The organism is Acidovorax soli, from assembly GCF_014207955.1.
Classification (GTDB): domain Bacteria; phylum Pseudomonadota; class Gammaproteobacteria; order Burkholderiales; family Burkholderiaceae_C; genus Acidovorax; species Acidovorax soli_A.
Genome location: NZ_JACHLK010000005.1, coordinates 177,529 through 196,676, shown reverse-complemented (window position 1 = coordinate 196,676; position 19,148 = coordinate 177,529). Strand labels below are relative to the sequence as shown.

At 66.0% G+C, this 19,148-nt stretch carries 20 protein-coding genes; 7 read left to right on the top strand and 13 right to left on the bottom strand.

Annotated features, from left to right (window positions below):
• The first annotated feature begins 187 nt into the window (after positions 1 to 187).
• Entirely contained in the window at positions 188 to 1,066 is an 879-nt protein-coding gene (gene dapA, locus HNP48_RS14935) for a 4-hydroxy-tetrahydrodipicolinate synthase (RefSeq protein ID WP_184858250.1), read from the top strand.
• 12 nt (positions 1,067 to 1,078) lie between these two features.
• Here dapA and HNP48_RS14930 read toward each other — a convergent pair whose 3' ends face one another.
• The 8 genes from HNP48_RS14930 to HNP48_RS14895 all read right to left on the bottom strand — a co-directional run bounded on the left by HNP48_RS14930 (position 1,079) and on the right by HNP48_RS14895 (position 8,689).
• Positions 1,079 to 1,330: a MoaD/ThiS family protein gene (locus HNP48_RS14930; protein ID WP_184858248.1), complete on the bottom strand. Its 252-nt coding sequence runs from the start codon at positions 1,328 to 1,330 to the stop codon at positions 1,079 to 1,081.
• Entirely contained in the window at positions 1,327 to 2,562 is a 1,236-nt protein-coding gene (glp, locus tag HNP48_RS14925; RefSeq protein WP_184858246.1) for a gephyrin-like molybdotransferase Glp, read from the bottom strand. Before glp ends, HNP48_RS14930 begins: the two co-directional genes overlap by 4 nt.
• On the bottom strand, positions 2,559 to 3,104 hold the full coding sequence (mobB, locus tag HNP48_RS14920) for a molybdopterin-guanine dinucleotide biosynthesis protein B (protein WP_184858243.1): 546 nt from the start codon (positions 3,102 to 3,104) through the stop codon (positions 2,559 to 2,561). Before mobB ends, glp begins: the two co-directional genes overlap by 4 nt.
• 121 nt (positions 3,105 to 3,225) lie before the next feature.
• On the bottom strand, positions 3,226 to 4,656 hold the full coding sequence (thrC, locus tag HNP48_RS14915; protein WP_184858241.1) for a threonine synthase: 1,431 nt from the start codon (positions 4,654 to 4,656) through the stop codon (positions 3,226 to 3,228).
• Between the two features lie 19 nt (positions 4,657 to 4,675).
• Positions 4,676 to 4,990, bottom strand: coding sequence for a response regulator (locus HNP48_RS14910; RefSeq protein WP_184858239.1), 315 nt, complete (start codon positions 4,988 to 4,990; stop codon positions 4,676 to 4,678).
• A gap of 32 nt (positions 4,991 to 5,022) precedes the next feature.
• Positions 5,023 to 6,357, bottom strand: coding sequence for a homoserine dehydrogenase (locus HNP48_RS14905; RefSeq protein WP_184858237.1), 1,335 nt, complete (start codon positions 6,355 to 6,357; stop codon positions 5,023 to 5,025).
• Between the two features lie 11 nt (positions 6,358 to 6,368).
• Positions 6,369 to 7,409: a DUF1176 domain-containing protein gene (locus HNP48_RS14900; protein ID WP_184858234.1), complete on the bottom strand. Its 1,041-nt coding sequence runs from the start codon at positions 7,407 to 7,409 to the stop codon at positions 6,369 to 6,371.
• 44 nt (positions 7,410 to 7,453) lie between these two features.
• Entirely contained in the window at positions 7,454 to 8,689 is a 1,236-nt protein-coding gene (locus tag HNP48_RS14895) for a pyridoxal phosphate-dependent aminotransferase (protein WP_184858232.1), read from the bottom strand.
• Positions 8,690 to 8,832: 143 nt separating this feature from the next.
• Here HNP48_RS14895 and HNP48_RS14890 point away from each other — a divergent pair, with 143 nt between their 5' ends.
• From HNP48_RS14890 to HNP48_RS14880, 3 genes are all read left to right on the top strand, one after another.
• A complete protein-coding gene (locus tag HNP48_RS14890; protein WP_184858230.1) occupies positions 8,833 to 9,210 on the top strand; it encodes an Mth938-like domain-containing protein in 378 nt (125 codons plus the stop codon).
• Between the two features lie 186 nt (positions 9,211 to 9,396).
• A complete protein-coding gene (locus tag HNP48_RS14885; protein ID WP_184858228.1) occupies positions 9,397 to 9,882 on the top strand; it encodes a peroxiredoxin in 486 nt (161 codons plus the stop codon).
• 181 nt (positions 9,883 to 10,063) lie between these two features.
• Positions 10,064 to 11,821 carry a PhoH family protein gene (locus tag HNP48_RS14880; protein WP_184858226.1) on the top strand — a complete coding sequence of 586 codons (1,758 nt, stop codon included), beginning with the start codon at positions 10,064 to 10,066 and terminating at the stop codon, positions 11,819 to 11,821.
• A 166-nt stretch (positions 11,822 to 11,987) separates the two neighbouring features.
• Here HNP48_RS14880 and dnaB read toward each other — a convergent pair whose 3' ends face one another.
• The 5 genes from dnaB to rpsF form a co-directional block, all read right to left on the bottom strand.
• Positions 11,988 to 13,409: a replicative DNA helicase gene (gene dnaB, locus HNP48_RS14875; protein WP_184858224.1), complete on the bottom strand. Its 1,422-nt coding sequence runs from the start codon at positions 13,407 to 13,409 to the stop codon at positions 11,988 to 11,990.
• Between the two features lie 151 nt (positions 13,410 to 13,560).
• Positions 13,561 to 14,013: a 50S ribosomal protein L9 gene (gene rplI, locus HNP48_RS14870; RefSeq protein WP_184858222.1), complete on the bottom strand. Its 453-nt coding sequence runs from the start codon at positions 14,011 to 14,013 to the stop codon at positions 13,561 to 13,563.
• A 12-nt stretch (positions 14,014 to 14,025) separates the two neighbouring features.
• The gene (rpsR, locus tag HNP48_RS14865) at positions 14,026 to 14,307 is read right to left on the bottom strand and encodes a 30S ribosomal protein S18 (protein WP_005795932.1); all 282 of its coding nucleotides are present in this window, start codon (positions 14,305 to 14,307) and stop codon (positions 14,026 to 14,028) included.
• A 17-nt stretch (positions 14,308 to 14,324) separates the two neighbouring features.
• Complete coding sequence (gene priB / locus HNP48_RS14860; RefSeq protein ID WP_184858220.1) at positions 14,325 to 14,615, bottom strand: primosomal replication protein N; 291 nt, start codon at positions 14,613 to 14,615, stop codon at positions 14,325 to 14,327.
• Between the two features lie 21 nt (positions 14,616 to 14,636).
• The gene (gene rpsF / locus HNP48_RS14855; protein WP_015013245.1) at positions 14,637 to 15,014 is read right to left on the bottom strand and encodes a 30S ribosomal protein S6; all 378 of its coding nucleotides are present in this window, start codon (positions 15,012 to 15,014) and stop codon (positions 14,637 to 14,639) included.
• A 239-nt stretch (positions 15,015 to 15,253) separates the two neighbouring features.
• On the opposite strand from rpsF, the gene grpE reads away from it, so the two are divergent.
• From grpE to dnaJ, 3 genes are all read left to right on the top strand, one after another.
• Positions 15,254 to 15,802, top strand: coding sequence for a nucleotide exchange factor GrpE (grpE, locus tag HNP48_RS14850; protein ID WP_184858219.1), 549 nt, complete (start codon positions 15,254 to 15,256; stop codon positions 15,800 to 15,802).
• 88 nt (positions 15,803 to 15,890) lie between these two features.
• Positions 15,891 to 17,840 (top strand): molecular chaperone DnaK, encoded by a 1,950-nt coding sequence (dnaK, locus tag HNP48_RS14845; protein WP_184858217.1) that lies wholly within the window; start codon positions 15,891 to 15,893, stop codon positions 17,838 to 17,840.
• Between the two features lie 89 nt (positions 17,841 to 17,929).
• On the top strand, positions 17,930 to 19,075 hold the full coding sequence (dnaJ, locus tag HNP48_RS14840) for a molecular chaperone DnaJ (RefSeq protein WP_184858208.1): 1,146 nt from the start codon (positions 17,930 to 17,932) through the stop codon (positions 19,073 to 19,075).
• The last annotated feature ends 73 nt before the right edge of the window (positions 19,076 to 19,148 follow it).

The window sequence follows — 19,148 nt, the reverse complement described above, 5'->3', positions numbered from 1 at the left end:
GGCCGTGCAGCACGTGGCCAAAGCCAAAAAACCAGAGCTCGTCTGACCGGAGCTGTGGTTCCGTCCGGATGAGCGACGGAACCACCTGGCAGAGAAGCTAACTTCCTTCTTTTTCCCTCCCCGGCATTCCGCGCGCATTCCCTCCGGACGGTTCTTCCCCTGGTCGAACCCTGAAAGGATGTTTCGCATGCCCTCCCTGACAACCGCCCCCGCCCGCTGCTCCGTCTTCAGCGGGCTCTGGATCGCCCTGGTCACGCCGTTCAAGGACGGCGCGGTGGACCACCTGGCCCTCGCGGCCCTGACCGCCCGGCTGCGCGACGAAGGTGTCTCGGGCTTCGTCGCCTGCGGTTCCACCGGGGAGGCCGCGGCCCTGGACAAGGCCGAGCAGCTGCAGGTGCTGGACACCGTGCTCGAGGCCGCCCGGGGCCGGCCCGTGGTGATGGGTGTCTCGGGCTACCACCAGGGCCAGGTGCTGGACCAGGTGCGCACCCTCGCGCGCTACCCGCTGGCGGGGCTGCTGGTGTCCGCCCCGCACTACATCCGCCCCTCGCAGCAGGGCCTGCTGCACTGGTTCCGCGCCATCGCCGATGCCAGCACCGTGCCCGTGGTGCTCTACGACATTCCCTACCGCACGGGCGCCACGCTCGCCACCGAGACCCTGCTGGAACTGGCGGCACACCCCCGCATCCAGGCCATCAAGGACTGTGGGGGCAACCTTGCCAAGACGCAGGCCCTGATCGCCGATGGCCGCCTGCAGGTACTCACCGGCGAAGACGCACAGATCTTCAACACGCTGGCACTGGGCGGCGCTGGCGCCATCTCGGCCTGCGCGCACTGGCAGACGCCCCGGTTCGTGGAACTGATGGGCTTGCTGCACGCAGGCGACCTGCCCGGGGCCCGCCACATCTGGCAGGCCTTGCAGCCCTGGATCGAGGCCTGCTTTGCCGAACCCAACCCCGCCCCGCTCAAGGCCATGCTCGCGCACGCCGGCGCGATCTGCAATGAACTGCGCGCACCGATGATGGCAGCCTCACCCGCCCTGGTGCAACGCCTGCGGACCCTGTAGCCGGCGAAAGGCTCAGCCGCCCGTGACGGGCGGGAAGAACGCCACCTCGGCGCCCTCGCGCAAGGCCGCGTCTTCGGCGCTCATCACCTGGTCCAGCGCCATGCGCACGGCCCGGCCCCGGGCCAGGCTGGCCGCGTGGGCGCCGCCGCGCGCGATCAGCTCGTCGCGCAGCCCGCCCAGGGTCGCAGCAGCGGTCTCCACCGCTTCGCTGCCCTGGCCGATGGCCTCGCGGATGGAGGCGAAGTAGCGCACGGTGACTTTCATCCCAACAGCTCCGCAAACGCAATGAACTGCACCGTATCACCCGGTGCGATGGTCTGCCCGGCGGGGTTGTCGACCACGCCGTCACCCCAGGCGGCGGAGGTGAGCACGCCCGAGCTCTGGTTGGAGAACAGCTCCAGCCCGCCCGCTGCGTTGTGCCGCACGCGCAGGAACTCACGGCGCTTGTCGGCCCGGGCCCAGGTGAAATGGGCCGTGGCAGGCAGTGCGCGCGGGGCCACGGCCTGAACGCCCTGCAGGCGCAGCAGGAAGGGCCGCACCAGCAGCGCAAAGGTCAGAAAGCTCGACACCGGGTTGCCTGGCAAGCCCATGAAATGGGCCTTGCCGACCCGCCCGTAGGCAAAGGGCTTGCCCGGCTTCATGGCGATCTGCCAGAGGTCCAGCGTTCCCAGCGATTCCACGGCAGGCTTGATGTGGTCCTCTTCGCCGACGGACACGCCTCCACTGGTCAGGATCAGATCGTGGGCTTCGCTGGCACGCTGCAGTGCCTCGATGGTCGCATCGCGCCGGTCGGGGACGATGCCCAGGTCGGTCACCTCGCAGCCCAGGCGCAGCAGCATGGCCCGCAGGAAGAAGCGGTTGCTGTTGTAGATGGCCCCCGGGCGCATCTGCTCGGGCGGCACGTCCCCCGGCATGACCAGTTCATCGCCGGTGGAAAACAGCGCCACACGCGGGCGGCGCGCCACCTGCAGCTGGTGCAGGCCGATGCTCGCGGCCAGGCCCAGTTCCGCAGGCGCCAGGCGGGTGCCGACGGACAGCACCACGGCGCCCCGGGTGATGTCCTCGCCAGCCCGGCGTATCCACTGGCCGGCATTGGGCACCAGGTTGATGCGCACGCTGCCATCGTCCAGGGCTTCGCAGTCTTCCTGCATCAGCACCGCGTCGGCGCCCTCGGGAACCGGCGCCCCCGTGAAGATGCGCGCAGCCGTGCCAGGCTGCAGGGGCGCGCCCGCGCTGCCCGCGGCAATGCGCTGTGACACAGGCAGCACCACGCCCGCGGCCACCACGTCGGCCCTGCGCACGGCATAGCCATCCATGGAGCTGTTGTCGTTGGGAGGCACCTGCAGGGACGAGACGGCGTCCCGGGCCAACACCCGGCCATCGGCCTCGAAGGTGGTGACGGTTTCGGTGCCGGCCAGCGGGGTCGCGCGGTCGAGCAGTTCGCCCAGGGCCTCGGCCAGGGCTTTGAGGGGCTTGAAGGCGGCTTGGGGCTTCATTGGTGCAGATCCCAGTCGTATTCGAAACGCTCGGCGTAGTGCAGCAACCAGTCCACGACCTGGGCCGGGTTGTTCAGGTCGAGCAGGGGCAGGCCCGTGGGCACGGGCAGCTGCTCCGGCGCATCGGTGGCGACGGCCGCCACGAAATCGTCCTCGGCGTAGCGCACCGGCCTCGGGGCCTGGCCGGCCTCGGGGGCGCGCCAGACCTCGACCTTGAGCAGGTCGCTGTCCTTGAAGCCCTCCACCAGCACCCAGTCGACACCCTGGTACAGCTCGGCCAGCAGGTGGTGCACGGTGAGCTCGGCCGGCCGTTCGAACTCACGCACCAGCGCCAGGCGCCGGTCGGATGCCGCCACGACCTCGAAGGCACCGGCCTCGCGGTGGCGCCAGGTGTCCTTGCCCACATGGTCGATGTCAAAGCTGTGGTGCGCGTGCTTGACCACCGAGACCCGCAGGCCGCGCAGCCGCATCTCGGGGATGAGCTGCTCGACCAGCGTGGTCTTGCCGCTGCCGGAGAACCCTGCAAAACCTACCACCTTCATCCCATGCTCCTGCACTAGGCCATGCCACCCATGGTCCACCAAGCTCCGTCACGGAGCGACAGGGACGCCCAGGGCGCCCCGATACAAGCGGCGCGGACTGCCCTGGCGGGCAGGCGGCGCCTCACTGGCAGTGGCGCTCGATATAGGCCTGCACCTGGCGCACATCGGCAGGCATCACCTGCACGCGCTTGGGCAGGTCTTCGATGCCGGCAAACTTCGCCGGGCGCTCCGGCGGCTGGCCCAGGGCTTCGACGATGGTCTCGGCAAACTTGATGGGCAGGGCCGTCTCCAGCACGATCATGGGCACGGCGGGGTCGCTGTGGTGCTCCAGGGCCACCTTCACGCCGTCGGCGGTGTGGGTGTCGATGGTCACGCCGTGGCGCTGGAAGTTGTCCTTGATGGTGGCCAGGCGGTCGGCATGCGTGCTCTTGCCGCTCTCAAAGCCATAGCGCACTGCGGCGTCGGCAAACTTCGGATCACGGCTCAGGTCGAACTGGCCCTCCTTGGCCAGTGCGTCGCCGAACAAGGCCTTGGTGCGCGCGCCGTCGCGCCCCAGCAGGTCGAACACGAAGCGCTCGAAGTTGCTGGCCTTGCTGATGTCCATCGAGGGGCTCGACGTCTCGTGCGTATCGGCGCTGCCGCGCACGCGGTACACGCCGGTGCGGAAGAACTCGTCGAGCACATCGTTCTCGTTGGTGGCGACCACCAGCTTGGCGATGGGCAGGCCCATCATGCGCGCCACATGGCCGGCGCAGATGTTGCCGAAGTTGCCGCTGGGCACGGTGAAGCTGACCTTCTGGTCGTTGGTCTCGGTGGCCTGCACGTAGCCGGCAAAGTAGTAGACCACCTGGGCCAGCAGGCGCGCCCAGTTGATGGAGTTGACGGTGCCGATCTTGTACTTGCGCTTGAACGCGAGGTCGTTGCTCACGGCCTTGACGATGTCCTGGCAGTCGTCGAACACGCCTTCGATGGCGAGGTTGTGGATGTTCTCGTCCTGCAGGCTGAACATCTGCGCCTGCTGGAAGGCGCTCATGCGCCCGTGCGGGCTGGTCATGAAGACGCGCACGCCCTTCTTGCCGCGCATGGCGTATTCGGCCGCACTGCCGGTGTCGCCGCTGGTGGCGCCCAGGATGTTGAGCTCTTCGCCGCGGCGGCCCAGTTCGTACTCGAACAGGTTGCCCAAGAGCTGCATGGCCATGTCCTTGAAGGCCAGCGTGGGGCCGTTGGACAGGGCTTCGAGCCACAGGCTGTTTTCGAGGTGGCGCAGGGGCACGATCTCGCCGGTGCCGAAGACCTCGGCGGTGTACGTCTTCTCGCACAGGGCCTTGAGGTCGGCCGCAGGGATGTCGTCGATGTACAGCGACAGGATCTGGAAGGCCAGTTCGGCGTAGCCCTGCTCATGGTAGGCCTTGCGCAGGCGCGTGAGCATGGCATCGTCGACCTCTGGGTAGTGCTCGGGCAGGTAGAGGCCGCCATCGGGGGCCAGGCCTTCGAGCAGGATGTCGCAGAACTGCTTGCGGTCTGCATGGCCGCGGGTGCTGAGGTATTTCATGGGAAAGTCCCGTCTGTGTTCAAAAGCTGATGCCGTACACACGGATGTCGATAAAGAGGCGCGACGCGATCAGCAGAAAGAAGCCGCCGACCAGGATGAGCCAGTGCAGTACCCGGTCGGCCCGGTTGTCGGTGCGGTCGAGCAGCACGAAGTACAGCCAGGCCGCCAGAAAGCTGCCTGCGGCGTTGAGCACCGCATCCCACCGCGGCATGGACTGCACAAGCGCCAGCCCGACCAGCACCGCGAACCAGAAAGCCAGGTGCCAACGCGGCAACTCCACCAGTGACAGCCGCAGCAGTGCCGCGAGCGTGAGCGCAGCAACCAGGGTGGGCATGGCAGTGGCAGGGCTGCATCGCAGGCGCGCTATCAGTTGAGCTCTTCCTTGCGGATGCGCGTGATCGGGGCAAGCACGGTGGGCAGGGCCTGCATCTGGGCGATCACGGCGTCCATGGTGCCTTCGCGCGTGTCGTGCGTGAGGATGATGAGGTCGGTCTGGGTGGAGCCTTCGCCGCCCACTTCATCGGCCTCACGCTGCAGCACAGCGTCGATGCTGACGCCGGCTTCGGCCAGCAGGCCGGTGACCTTGGCCAGCACGCCGGCCTGGTCGGCCACGCGCAGGCGCAGGTAGTAGCTGGTGACCACTTCGCTCATGGGCAGCAGCGGCAGCGTGCCCATGGCGTCGGCGAGCGTGTTCGCCTGGAAAGCCAGGTGCGGCACGCGGTGCTCGGGGTCGGCCGTGTGCAGGCGGGCAATGTCCACCAGGTCGGCGATCACGGCGCTGGCCGTGGGTTCGCTGCCCGCGCCCTTGCCGTAGTACAGCGTGGAGCCCACGGCATCGCCCTGCACCACCACGGCGTTCATGGCACCCTCGACGTTGGCGATGAGGCGCTTGGCGGGCACCAGGCTCGGGTGCACGCGCAGCTCGACGCCCTTGTCCGCGCGCTTGGTGATGCCCAAGAGCTTGATGCGGTAGCCCAGTTGCTCGGCGTACTTGATGTCGGCCGCGCCCAGCTTGGTGATGCCTTCGACGTAGGCCTTGTCGAACTGCACCGGGATGCCGAAGGCGATGGCGCTCATCAGTGTGACCTTGTGGGCAGCGTCCACGCCTTCGATGTCGAAGGTGGGGTCGGCCTCGGCATAGCCCAGGCGCTGGGCCTCCTTGAGCACCACGTCGAAATCCAGGCCCTTGTCGCGCATCTCGGACAGGATGAAGTTGGTGGTGCCGTTGATGATGCCGGCAATCCACTGGATGCGGTTGGCCGTGAGGCCTTCGCGCAGCGCCTTGATGATGGGAATGCCACCGGCGACGGCGGCCTCGAAGGCCACCATCACGCCCTTGGCCGATGCGGCCGCGAAGATCTCGGTGCCGTGCACGGCCAGCAGCGCCTTGTTGGCGGTGACCACATGCTTGCCGGCCGCAATCGCTTCGAGCACCAGGGCGCGCGCGATGCCGTAGCCGCCGATGAGCTCGATCACGATGTCGATATCAGGGTTGGCGATGATGGCGCGGGCGTCGTTGACGACCTGGATGCCCTCACCCACGACCGCGCGGGCGCGTGCCACATCGAGATCGGCCACCATGGTGATCTCGATGCCGCGGCCCGCGCGGCGGCGGATTTCTTCCTGGTTGCGCTGCAGCACGTTGAACACGCCGCTGCCGACGGTGCCGATGCCCAGCAGGCCTACTTGGATGGGTTTCATGGTCATAAAAATCAGGGTTTCTTGGAAGCGGGGTTGGTGGGCAGGACCACCTTGGCGGTATAGGAGGGCAGTTGCCAGGCGCCACCGGCAAAGCCGCGGCACATGCTGTCGCCGGATTCGCCGGTCAGCACGAAGCCTTTGCCGTCGAAGTGCCATTCCTGCATGGACCAGCAGTCACCGATGCCGCGTCCCTTCATGGAGGAGCGGATCGAACCATCGGCCGCATCGAATTCGCCTTCGGCGTCGAGTGGCTGCGGCTGGTAGGGCGGGCGGTCGTTGGCCAGCCAGTTGAGTCCACCGAAATTGTAGGCGCCCATGGCGCAGGGGATGGACAGCAGCACCTTGCGCTCGGTCAGGCGGTGCACCTGCACGTCGGCAGGCTTGGGCGGATCGCCATTGCAGCGCTCATCCACCTCCTTGAGGTTGATGGCCGCCAGCAGCGGCTTGGCGAGGGCGGCGTCGCCCTTGCGCTCTGGCAGGGGCAGCACGGCGTTGACCACCGGCGCCGGCACGGCGGCCGGCACTGAGGACTCGGGCTTGGCACCGCGCCGCACCAGGGCTCCGGGCGTGCCGATGCGGCCCTGCGCCTCGTCCATCTTGAGCAGCACGGCGCTGGCACCCGCCAGCGACAGCACCCACTGCTCCTTGCCCGCCGTGACGGTGGCCTCGTCGTTCTTCTGCAGCTCCTGCAGCAGTGCAGCCACCTGGCCGGCAGGCACACGGGGCATCTCGCCCTTGAGGCCGGTCAGGGCCAGCTTGCCCACCTTGAGGTTGAGCGCCGCCGGGGTGGCGTTGTCGCTGGACACCTGCAGGTCCACCAGCACCGGCGTGCCCGGCCCGGCCTCGCGTGCCAGGCGGATGGAGACGGGGCCGGAGTCGCCGGCCTCCGCCTGGTAGCCCACGGCCCGGCAGGCCCGGGTGTTGTCGCACTGCAGGCCCCAGTCCTTGTGCCGAAAGCCCACGGGGTCCTTGTCGGCGGCCTGCACCGGCAGCGCCAGCACAGCCAGGCAGACGGGCAGTGCCAGGGATCGGGCGGCATGGCGGTGGCGCATGGGCAGGTCTCCTGTCTGTCTGTCGGTCAGCGGGCCCGGCCGCCTCAGGCGACGGCGGTCTGCTGGCGCTTGCGGTACTGCTCAAGGAAGCGCGCCACGCGGCCGATGGCATCGCGCAGGTCGTCCTCATGGGGCAGGAACACGATGCGGAAATGGTCGGGTGCGGCCCAGTTGAAGCCCGTGCCCTGCACCAGCATGACCTTGGTCTCCTGCAGCAGCTCCAGGAAGAACTGCTGGTCGTCCTGGATCGGGTAGATGGCCGGGTCCAGGCGCGGGAACATGTACAGCGCGGCGCGCGGCTTCACGCAGGTGACGCCCGGGATGGCGGTGATCAGCTCATAGGCCAGGTCGCGCTGCTTGCGCAGGCGGCCGCCCTCGCACACCAGTTCGTTGATGCTCTGGTAGCCGCCCAGCGCCGTCTGCACGGCCCACTGGCCGGGCACGTTGGCGCACAAGCGCATGTTGGAGAGCATGTTCAGGCCCTCGATGTAGTCCTTCGCGGGCTTCTTGTCGCCCGAGACCACCAGCCAGCCCGCGCGGTAACCGCAGGAGCGGTAGCTCTTGGACAGGGAGTTGAAGGTGAGGGTGAGCACGTCCTCGCTGAGCGAACCGATGGCGGTGTGCGTGGCGCCGTCGTACAGCACCTTGTCGTAGACCTCGTCGGCAAAGATCACGAGACCATGCTCGCGCGCGATGGCGACGATGCCCTTGAGCAATTCGTCCGAGTACAGCGCACCCGTGGGGTTGTTGGGGTTGATGACCACGATGCCCTTGGTGCGCGGCGTGATCTTGGCGCGGATGTCGGCCAGGTCGGGCATCCAGCCATTGGCCTCTTCGCACAGGTAGTGCACGGGCGTGCCGCCCGAGAGGCTGGCCGCAGCCGTCCACAGCGGGTAGTCGGGCGAGGGCAGCAACAGCTCATCGCCATCGTCCAGCAGGGCGTTGGTGGCCATCACGATGAGTTCGCTGGCGCCGTTGCCCAGGTAGATGTCATCGAGGGCCACGCCCTTGATGCCCTGCTTCTGGGTCTCGTGCATCACGGCCTTGCGGGCCGCGAAGATGCCCTTGCTGTCCGAATAGCCGGCCGAGTTGGGCAGGTTGCGGATCATGTCCTGCTGGATCTCTTCGGGCGCATCGAAACCGAACACCGCCAGGTTGCCGATGTTGAGCTTGATGATCTTGTGGCCGTCCTCTTCCATCTTCTTGGCCGCGTCCATGATCGGGCCCCGGATGTCGTAGCAGACGTTGGCAAGCTTGGCGGATTTCTGGACGGTTTTCATGCGCTGGAAGATGCGGTGGACAAAAAGTGCGGCTCGCACCAGGGTCAGCCAACGGGGCCAGCCAATGGGCGAAACCTATAATTTGACCACAGATCACCAGCGAGGCGGGCCCCCGGGCCCGCGCCGCGCACCCGACGCACACCATGAAATTCCAGCCGGACAAAGCCAACGTACAAACCGTCACGGGCTATGGCCCGGGCTGGATCGGGGTGGATGGCGAGAAGATCACACACAGCGTGATCGTGGGCTCGGACGGTTTGCGCCGGGCCTGGCCCTGCGCGCGCTATGAGGACCTCACGGCCGAGCACTTTGCCGAACTGGCACAGCTGGAGACCGAGCTGGTCATCTTCGGCAGCGGCCAGCGCAACCGTTTTCCGCCCCCGGCCTGGCTGCAGCCGCTGATGGCGCGCCGCCTGGGCCTGGAAACCATGGACACGGCGGCTGCCTGCCGCACCTACAACATCCTGGCTGGCGAGGGGCGCAATGTGGTTGCGGCACTGCTGCTGGAGGCGGCGTCCTGACCCTCGCCCCAGGGCGGTGGAGGTACCGAACAGGTTCCGGCCTGTGTACTTTGGTTACAGAATGCGATTCGCGAAAGAGTCCGTTTCAGGGTAAAATCTCCGGTTGCGGTCAGGGGCCCTCCAAAAGCAAAAACACCCCCACTCCCCTGGCTTATCAACGACTACATCCTGAGAGATTGAAGTGATATGGCGATCGTTGTCAACAAACCCCTCCCTGAATTTGAAGCCAACGCAACCGGTGGAATCAAGGTCTCCAACACCTCCCACCTCGGCCAGATTCTGGTGCTGTACTTCTATCCCAAGGACAACACCCCGGGCTGCACGACGGAGGCCATGCAGTTCCGCGACAAGTACAAGGACTTCGTGAAGGCCGGTGCTGCCGTGTTCGGCGTGTCGCGCGACAACATGAAGTCGCACGACGACTTCAAGGAAAAGCTGGAACTGCCGTTCGAGCTGATCGCCGACACCGAAGAGAAGATGTGCCACATGTTCGGCGTGGTCAAGAACAAGATCATGTACGGCAAGAAGGTCAAGGGCATCGAGCGCAGCACCTTCCTGATCGGTCCCGACGGCCTGCTGGTGCAGGAATGGCGCGGCCTGAAGGTCCCCGGCCACGTGGACGAAGTGCTCAAGGCCGTCAAAAGCATCAAGGCCCTGAAGAAAGCCGCCTGAAGCCGCCCGGCGGGCATCCACGCAACAGGCGCATCCACCCACTTCGGAAGCGCCACCGGGAATGGGCATAATGGGGTCGATGCTTCCGGATTTTGCAACGCCAGCCTTCCCCGACAAAGCCGCCTTGGCCTCCAGGCGGCTTTTTGCTTTCTGATCCCTACCAGACCGAGGCCCGTACACCATGCCCCTTCCTCCCGCCCCCAGCCGCCGCGCCGCCCTGCTCTCCCCCGATGCCTATGACGTGGTGGCCAAACCCGGCCGCGCCACAGCGCAGCCTGCGGCCACAGAGGCCCCGGAACTCTCTGCACCCCGTACGCCCGCCCGCAAGACGACCGCCGGCCGCACCACCCTGCAGGCCGTGCCTGCCCCGGTGGCGAGCGTGACCCCCCTCCCCGCAGGGGAGCCCGCCGCCGCGCCCAGCCGTGCCAAGGCGCCGGCCACCCCCGCCAGCCCGCGCAGCACCGCCAAGAAGACAGCCAGCCGCGCCGCCACGGCCGCGCCGGCCGCCGCCCCCGCCAGCCGTACCACCAAGCGCGCGCGCCCCAGCGGTCCGACCAAGCTGTTCGTGCTGGACACCAATGTGCTGCTGCACGACCCGACCAGCCTGTTCCGCTTCGAAGAGCACGACATCTTCCTGCCGATGATCGTGCTGGAGGAGCTCGACGGCCACAAGAAGGGCATGACCGAGGTGGCCCGCAACGGCCGCCAGACCAGCCGCACGCTCGACGCCCTGGCCGGGGTGCAGGGTGCCGACATCGCCCACGGCCTCAAGCTCGACTCCACCGGCCAGCGCGCAGCCGGCGGCCACCTGTTCTTCCAGACCGCGCCGCTGGATTACAGCCTGCCCACCAGCCTGCCGCAGGGCAAGGCGGACAACCAGATCCTGGGCGTGGTGGAGGCCCTGCGCAAGCTGCATGCGCCACGCGAGGTGGTGCTGGTGTCCAAGGACATCAACATGCGCGTCAAGGCACGCGCCCTGGGCCTGGCCGCCGAGGACTACCAGAACGACAAGACCCTGGAAGACGGCGACCTGCTGTACTCGGGTGTGCTCGCCCTGCCGCCCGACTTCTGGGTCAAGAGCGGCAAGAACGTGGAGAGCTGGCAAAGCGGAGTGCACACTTACTACCGCATTGGCGGCCCCATCGTGCCGCAGCTGATGATCAATCAGTTCGTGTACTTCGAGGCGCCCGGCGAGCCCAGCCTGTTCGCGCGCGTGAGCGAGATCCGCGAGAAGACGGCCGTGCTGCAGACCCTCAAGGACTATGGCTCGGCCAAGCATGCGGTCTGGGGCGTGACCACGCGCAACCGCGAGCAGAACTACGCCATGAACCTGCTCATGGACCCCGAGATCGACTTCGTGACCCTGACCGGCACGGCCGGCACCGGCAAGACCCTGCTGGCCCTGGCCGCGGGCCTGACCCAGGTGCTGGACGATCGCCGCTACACCGAGATCATCATGACCCGCGCCACCGTGAGCGTGGGCGAGGACATCGGCTTCCTGCCCGGCACGGAAGAAGAGAAGATGGGCCCCTGGATGGGCGCCCTCGACGACAACCTCGAATTCCTGGCCAAGGGCGATGGTGGCAATGCCGGCGAGTGGGGCCGTGCCGCCACCAACGAGCTGATCCGCAGCCGCATCAAGATCAAGAGCATGAACTTCATGCGCGGGCGCACCTTCCTGAACAAGTACGTGATCATCGACGAGGCGCAGAACCTGACGCCCAAGCAGATGAAGACGCTGATCACGCGCGCCGGCCCGGGCACCAAGATCATCTGCATGGGCAACCTGGCGCAGATCGACACCCCCTACCTGACCGAAGGCTCCTCGGGCCTGACCTATGCGGTGGACCGCTTCAAGGGCTGGCCACACAGCGGCCATATCACGCTGGCGCGGGGCGAGCGCTCACGTCTGGCGGACTTTGCCAGCGAGGTACTCTGATCGCGTAGAAAACTCAAAAGCCCCTGCCAACGATGGCAGGGGCTTTTTTCATTGGTGACCCGCCCTTTGAAATCGGCGCGGCCCCGCCAGCGCTCCCGTGCAAGGGCCGCCCCGCCGCACCGGGAGCGTCCCCCTGGGGGGATGGCGCGCAGCGCCTCAGGGGGGGTTAATAATCATCCCCACCGCCCATGGCCAGGTTTTCGAAGCGGGTCTGGTTCTTCTGGAAGAACAGCTTCACGGTGCCCGTGGGACCGTTACGTTGCTTGCCGATGATGACCTCGGCCACGTTGGGCTCCTTGCTGTCCTTGTTGTAGTAGTCATCGCGGTAGATGAACATGATGATGTCCGCGTCCTGCTCGATGGCGCCCGATTCGCGCAGGTCGGACATCATGGGGCGCTTGTCGGTGCGCTGCTCCACCGAGCGGTTGAGCTGAGACAGCGCGATCACCGGGCATTGCAGCTCCTTGGCCAGCATCTTCAGGCCCCGGGAGATCTCGCCGAGTTCGGTGGCGCGGTTGTCGGCGCTGCCGGCACCCGAGCCACTCATGAGCTGCAGGTAGTCGACCACGATGAGGCCGAGCTTGCCGCACTGGCGCGCCAGGCGCCGCGCATTGGCGCGCAGCTCGCCCGGCGACAGGCCCGGGGTTTCGTCGATGTGCAGCGAGACGGTGCGCAGCCGCTCGATGGCCTCGGTCAGGCGCGGCCACTCGTCGTCGGTGAGCTTGCCGGTGCGCAGGTTGCCCTGGTTGACGCGGCCGATGGAGCCCACGATACGCACCGCGAGCTGGGCGGCGCCCATTTCCATGGAGAAGATGGCGACCGGCAGGCCCTCGTTGAGCGCCACGTGTTCGGCGATGTTCACCGCGAACGAGGTCTTGCCCATGGAGGGGCGGGCCGCCAGCACGATCATGTCGCCCGCCTGCAGCCCCGAGGTCATGCGATCGAGGTCGGCAAAGCCCGTGGGCACACCCGTCACGTCGGCCGGGTTGTCGGCCATCTCCTGCACCTTGTCGAGCAGGTCGATCACCAGGTTGTCGAGCGACTGAAAACCCTGCTTGTTGCGCGAACCCTCTTCGCCGATGGCGAAGATCTTGGCCTCGGCTTCGTCCAGGATGCGCTCCACCGTCTTGCCCTGCGGGTTGAAGGCATTGGTGGAGATCTCGTCGCTGGCCGTGACCAGCTTGCGCAGGATGGCGCGCTCGCGCACGATCTCGGCGTAGCGGCGGATGTTGGTGGCGCTCGGAACGTACTGCGCCAGGTTGTTCAGGTAGGCCAGCCCGCCCACCTCCTGGCCCTTGCCCTGGTTCTGCAGCTGCTCGAACACCGTGATCACGTCGGCCGGCTTGCTGGCGTTGATCAGGGCACCGATGGCCGCAAAGATCGCCTGGTGCTCGTAGCGGTAGAAATCCCCCTCCTTGAGCAGGTCGCCCACACGGTCCCAGGCGTTGTTGTCCAGCAGCAGGCCGCCAAGCACGCTGGATTCGGCCTCGATGGAGTGCGGCGGCGTGCGCAGCTTGGCGATCTCCTGGTCGTCACTGGAGGATGGCAGCGCTCCCTGGTCTTCGAGCGGGGGAAAGACAGCGGACATGGATTTCTCCGGACGGCCGGGACAAGCCTTTGGGCAACCTGTGGAATACCGGTGGGCAATCCTGTACAGATGGATGGTCGGATCAAAAACACGAAAGCCGCCCGAAGGCGGCTTCCAGCGAATCGCGCAGACAGAGTCTACGCGATGGCGATCAGGCGGTTTCGCCGTAGACCGAGACGTTGACGTCCACCACCACGTCGGTGTGCAGGGCCACGCTCACGACGCTGTCGCTCACGACCTTGATCGGGCCGTTGGGCAGGCGCACTTGCGACTTGGCAACCTTGTAGCCTTGCTTGTTCAGCTCTTCGGCGATGTCGTGGTTGGTGACGGAACCGAACAGGCGGCCATCCACGCCAGCCTTTTGCGTCAGCTTGACCGTGGTGCCGGCCAGCTTTTCGCCTTCAGCCTGGGCTTGTGCCAGCTTGGCGGCAGCAGCCTTTTCCAGTTCGGCGCGCTTGGCTTCGAACTCGGCCTTGGCGGCTTCGGTGGCGCGGCGGGCGCGGCCCGAAGGGATCAGGAAGTTGCGAGCGTAACCGTCCTTGACCTTGACGATTTCACCCAGGTTGCCGAGGTTCACAACCTTGTCGAGCAGAATGATTTGCATGGGTTGTGCTCCTTAGATCTTGTGCTGGTCGCTGTAAGGCACCAGGGCCAGGAAGCGGGCGCGCTTGATGGCGGTGTTCAGCTGGCGCTGGAAGATGGCGCGCGTGCCGGTCAGGCGCGCGGGGATGATCTTGCCGTTTTCGGCGATGAAATCGCGCAGCGTGTCGACATCCTTGTAGTCGATTTCTTCAACACCGGTCACCGTGAAGCGGCAGAAGCGCTTGCGCTTGAACAGCAGGGACTGGGTGTTGCGCTTTGGGCGCTTGTCTTTGTTGAACTTCTTGAACGTGGCCATTGCGGACCTCTTGAAAATTAATTTTGTTGAATATCCTGGATGTGGAGCACGGCGTTGCGGCCATTGCGCGGCGTGGCGAGAAAGCCGTTGAAAGTCCATCGACTCCCAATCTGCTGCCTTGCCAGCCGCTCGGCCATCGCACCGAATGCAACGGCCTTCATGGCTGCCTTGACGTCCCGGGGTTCCCCTGCCTCGTTTTGCCTGGACTCGTGTTCGAGCCGCAGGGTGATGGCAGGCAGACCGGCGGGGGTGTAGCGCAGGGCTTCAGCCTCGGCGATACAGGCCGTCAAGACGACGCGGTTCTCCACTCCCGAAAGGGCGGTGGGCGATCAGCGCTCGCCGGCAGCGGCGTATTCCGCCTGGCTGGCCTTGCGGGCTTCTTCGCGCTCGACGGTCTTCATCATCGAGGAAGGACCGGTCTCGGCCTTCTTCTTCTGAACCGTCAGGTGGCGCAGCACGGCGTCGTTGAACTTGAAGGCGTGCTCCAGCTCAGCCATCACAGCCTGGTCGGCTTCGATGTTCACGCACAGGTAGTGGGCCTTGGCCAGCTTGTTGATCAGGTACGCCAGTTGACGGCGGCCCCAGTCTTCCACGCGGTGCACCTTGCCACCGCCAGCGGTGATCATGCCCTTGTAGCGCTCCAGCATGGCTGGAACTTGTTCGCTTTGATCCGGGTGGATCAACAAAATGATTTCGTAATGACGCATGCAGACTCCTTTTGGATGAGACCACCCGCTGCGTCCAGAAGCGGTGTGGCAAGGGCAAAGCCGTAGATTATAGCCCGCATCTTTGACCTTGTACACTCTCCCCTGCCAGAAACGGGCTGCCGCCCTGCCCATTCCCCTCGCTTCGCTGCCGCCAATGCCCCTGCATGGCGCACGAACTTGAAATACCACACACACGCCCAACCTTGTGCGCGTACTGTTTTATTTACGAAGACCCTGACATGTCCGACAACAGCCAGCCCACCACCTCCCAAGACGCCTCCCCCGAAGAAATTGAAGCCGCCATGGCCGCCAATGCCTCTGACGAGCTGTCGCGCCTGCAAGGCGAGCTGGCCGAGCTCAAGGCCAAGAGCGCCGACCTGGCCGACCAGTTCCTGCGCGCCAAGGCCGAGGCCGAGAACGCCCGCCGCCGCGCCGAGGACGAAGTGGCCAAGGCCCGCAAGTTCGGCATCGAGAGCTTTGCCGAGAGCCTGCTGCCCGTGGCCGACAGCCTGGATGCAGCCCTGGCCATCAAAGAGGCCACGCCCCAGCAGCTGCGCGAGGGCGCCGACGCCACCCTGCGCCAGCTGACCTCGGCGCTGGAGCGCAACAAGGTGCTGGCCATCAACCCACCGGCCGGCGAGAAGTTCGACCCCCACCAGCACCAGGCCATCAGCGTGGCGCCCGCCGACCAGGAACCCAACACCGTGGTGGCTGTGCTGCAAAAGGGCTACAAGATCGCCGACCGCGTGCTGCGCCCGGCGCTCGTGACCGTCACAGCCCCGAAATAAATAAATATGGTGGACAACGGCTTGAAGCCAGCCAAGTTATCCACAAGTTACCAATCATCCAAATCACTCAAACATCGCGGAGAAGAAAATGGGAAAAATCATCGGTATTGACCTGGGCACCACGAACAGCTGCGTCTCCATCATGGAGGGCAACACGACCCGCGTGATCGAGAACAGCGAAGGCGCCCGCACCACGCCCTCGATCGTGGCCTACCAGGAAGACGGCGAGATCCTCGTCGGCGCCTCGGCCAAGCGCCAGGCCGTGACCAACCCCAAGAACACGCTGTACGCCGTGAAGCGCCTGATCGGCCGCAAGTTCACGGAAAAGGAAGTGCAAAAGGACATCGACCTGATGCCCTACAAGATCGTGGCCGCCGACAACGGCGACGCCTGGATCGAAGTGCGCGGCAACAAGCTGTCGGCCCAGCAGGTGTCGGCCGACATCCTGCGCAAGATGAAGAAGACGGCCGAGGACTACCTGGGCGAGCCGGTCACGGAAGCCGTGATCACGGTGCCCGCGTACTTCAACGACGCCCAGCGCCAGGCCACCAAGGACGCCGGCCGCATCGCGGGCCTGGACGTCAAGCGCATCATCAACGAACCCACCGCTGCAGCCCTGGCCTTCGGCCTGGACAAACAGGAAAAGGGCGACCGCAAGATCGCCGTGTATGACCTGGGCGGCGGCACGTTCGACGTGTCCATCATCGAGATCGCCGACGTGGACGGCGAAAAGCAGTTCGAAGTGCTGTCGACCAACGGCGACACCTTCCTGGGTGGCGAAGACTTCGACCAGCGCATCATCGACTACATCATCACCGAGTTCAAGAAAGAGCAAGGTGTGGACCTGTCCAAGGACGTGCTGGCCCTGCAGCGCCTGAAGGAAGCGGCCGAGAAGTCCAAGATCGAGCTGTCCAACTCGGCTGCGACCGACATCAACCTGCCCTACATCACGGCCGACGCCTCGGGCCCCAAGCACCTGAACATCAAGCTGACCCGCGCCAAGCTGGAAGCCCTGGTGGAAGAGCTGATCGAGCGCACCATCGCGCCCTGCCGCACGGCCATCAAGGACGCCGGCGTGTCGGTGTCCGACATCCACGACGTGATCCTGGTGGGCGGCATGACCCGCATGCCCAAGGTGCAGGAGAAGGTCAAGGAATTCTTCGGCAAGGAACCCCGCAAGGACGTGAACCCTGACGAAGCCGTGGCCGTGGGCGCCGCCATCCAGGGCCAGGTGCTCTCGGGCGACCGCAAGGACGTGCTGCTGCTGGACGTGACCCCCCTGTCCCTGGGCATCGAGACCCTGGGCGGCGTCATGACCAAGATGATCACCAAGAACACCACGATCCCGACGAAGTTCGCCCAGACCTTCTCGACCGCCGACGACAACCAGCCGGCCGTGACGATCAAGGTGTTCCAGGGTGAGCGCGAAATGGCCTCGGGCAACAAGCTGCTGGGCGAGTTCAACCTGGAAGGCATTCCACCCGCATCGCGCGGCGTGCCGCAGATCGAGGTGTCCTTCGACATCGACGCCAACGGCATCCTGCACGTGGGCGCCAAGGACAAGGGCACGGGCAAGGAAAACAAGATCACCATCAAGGCCAGCTCGGGCCTGTCGGAAGAAGAAATCCAGAAGATGGTGAAGGACGCCGAACTGAACGCGGCCGACGACAAGAAGAAGCTGGAGCTGATCCAGGCGCGCAACCAGGGCGAAGCCGCCGTGCACAGCGTGAACAAGAGCCTGGCCGAGCATGGCGACAAGCTCGACGCCGGCGAGAAGGACGCGATCACCTCGGCCGTGAAGGCCCTGGAAGACGCGCTCAAGGGCGAGGACAAGGCTGCCATCGAGGAAAAGACGACGGCCCTGATGGCCGCCAGCCAGAAGCTGGGCGAGAAGATGTACGCCGACGCGCAAGCCGCCCAGGCAGCCGCAGGCGCCGGCGCAGCCGATGCATCGGCCCAGCAGGCTGCTGCCGGCGGTGCCAAGCCCGACGACGACAATGTGGTCGATGCCGAGGTGAAGGAAGTCAAGAAGGGCTGAGCACGCCCCGTTTGATCCGAGCCGCCGCGCGAGTTTCCTGACAAGGGGGCTTGCGCGGCGTTCCTGTTCCAACCGGGCCCAGAAAGACCATGTCCAAACGCGATTTTTACGAAGTCCTGGGCGTTCCCAAGAACGCTTCGGACGAAGAGATCAAGAAGGCTTATCGCAAGCTGGCGATGAAGCACCACCCTGACCGCAACCAGGGCGATGCCGCCAAGCCTGCCGAAGAGAAGTTCAAGGAGGCCAAGGAGGCCTACGAAATGCTCTCGGACCCGCAAAAGCGGGCCGCCTACGACCAGTACGGCCACGCCGGGGTGGACCCCAACATGCGTGGCCCGGGTGGCGCAGGCGCCGAGGGCTTCGGCGGCTTTGCCGAGGCGTTCGGCGACATCTTCGGCGACATGTTCGGCCAGCAGGGCGGGCGGGGCCGCGGCGCCGGTGGCCGCCAGGTCTACCGCGGCAGCGACCTGAGCTACGCCATGGAGATCACCCTGGAGGAAGCCGCACGCGGCAAGGATGCGCAGATCCGCATCCCCTCGTGGGAGAGCTGCGACACCTGCCACGGCAGCGGCGCCAAGCCTGGCACCAGCGCCAAGACCTGCTCGACCTGCTCGGGCAGCGGCACGGTGCAGATGCGCCAGGGCTTCTTCAGCGTGCAGCAGACCTGCCCGCACTGCCGCGGCACGGGCAAGATCATCCCCGAGCCCTGCACCACCTGCCATGGCCAGGGCAAGCTCAAGAAGCAAAAGACGCTGGAAGTGAAGATTCCTTCGGGCATCGACGACGGCATGCGCATCCGCAGCACGGGCAATGGCGAGCCGGGCACCAACGGTGGCCCGCCGGGCGACCTGTACATCGAGATCCGCCTGAAGAAGCACGACATCTTCGAGCGCGATGGCGACGATCTGCACTGCCAGGTGCCCGTGAGCTTCATCACGGCCGCGCTGGGCGGTGAGATCGAGGTGCCCACCCTGGCCGGCAAGGCAGCCATCGACATCCCCGAAGGCACCCAGGCCGGCAAGCAGTTCCGCCTGCGCGGCAAGGGCATCAAGGGCGTGCGCGCCAGCTACCCGGGCGATCTGTACTGCCACATCGCGGTCGAGACGCCCGTGAAGCTGACCGAGCACCAGCGCAAGCTGCTGCGCGAACTGGAGGAATCGCTCAAGAAGGGCGGCTCGCGCCACTCGCCCAGCGGCGAGAGCTGGACGGACCGGCTGAAGAATTTCTTCAGCTGATCGCCTCCCTCCCCCAGAAAGCCGCACGGCGCCACCAGGCCCGTGCGGTTTTTTCATGGGCCAGCGCACACCG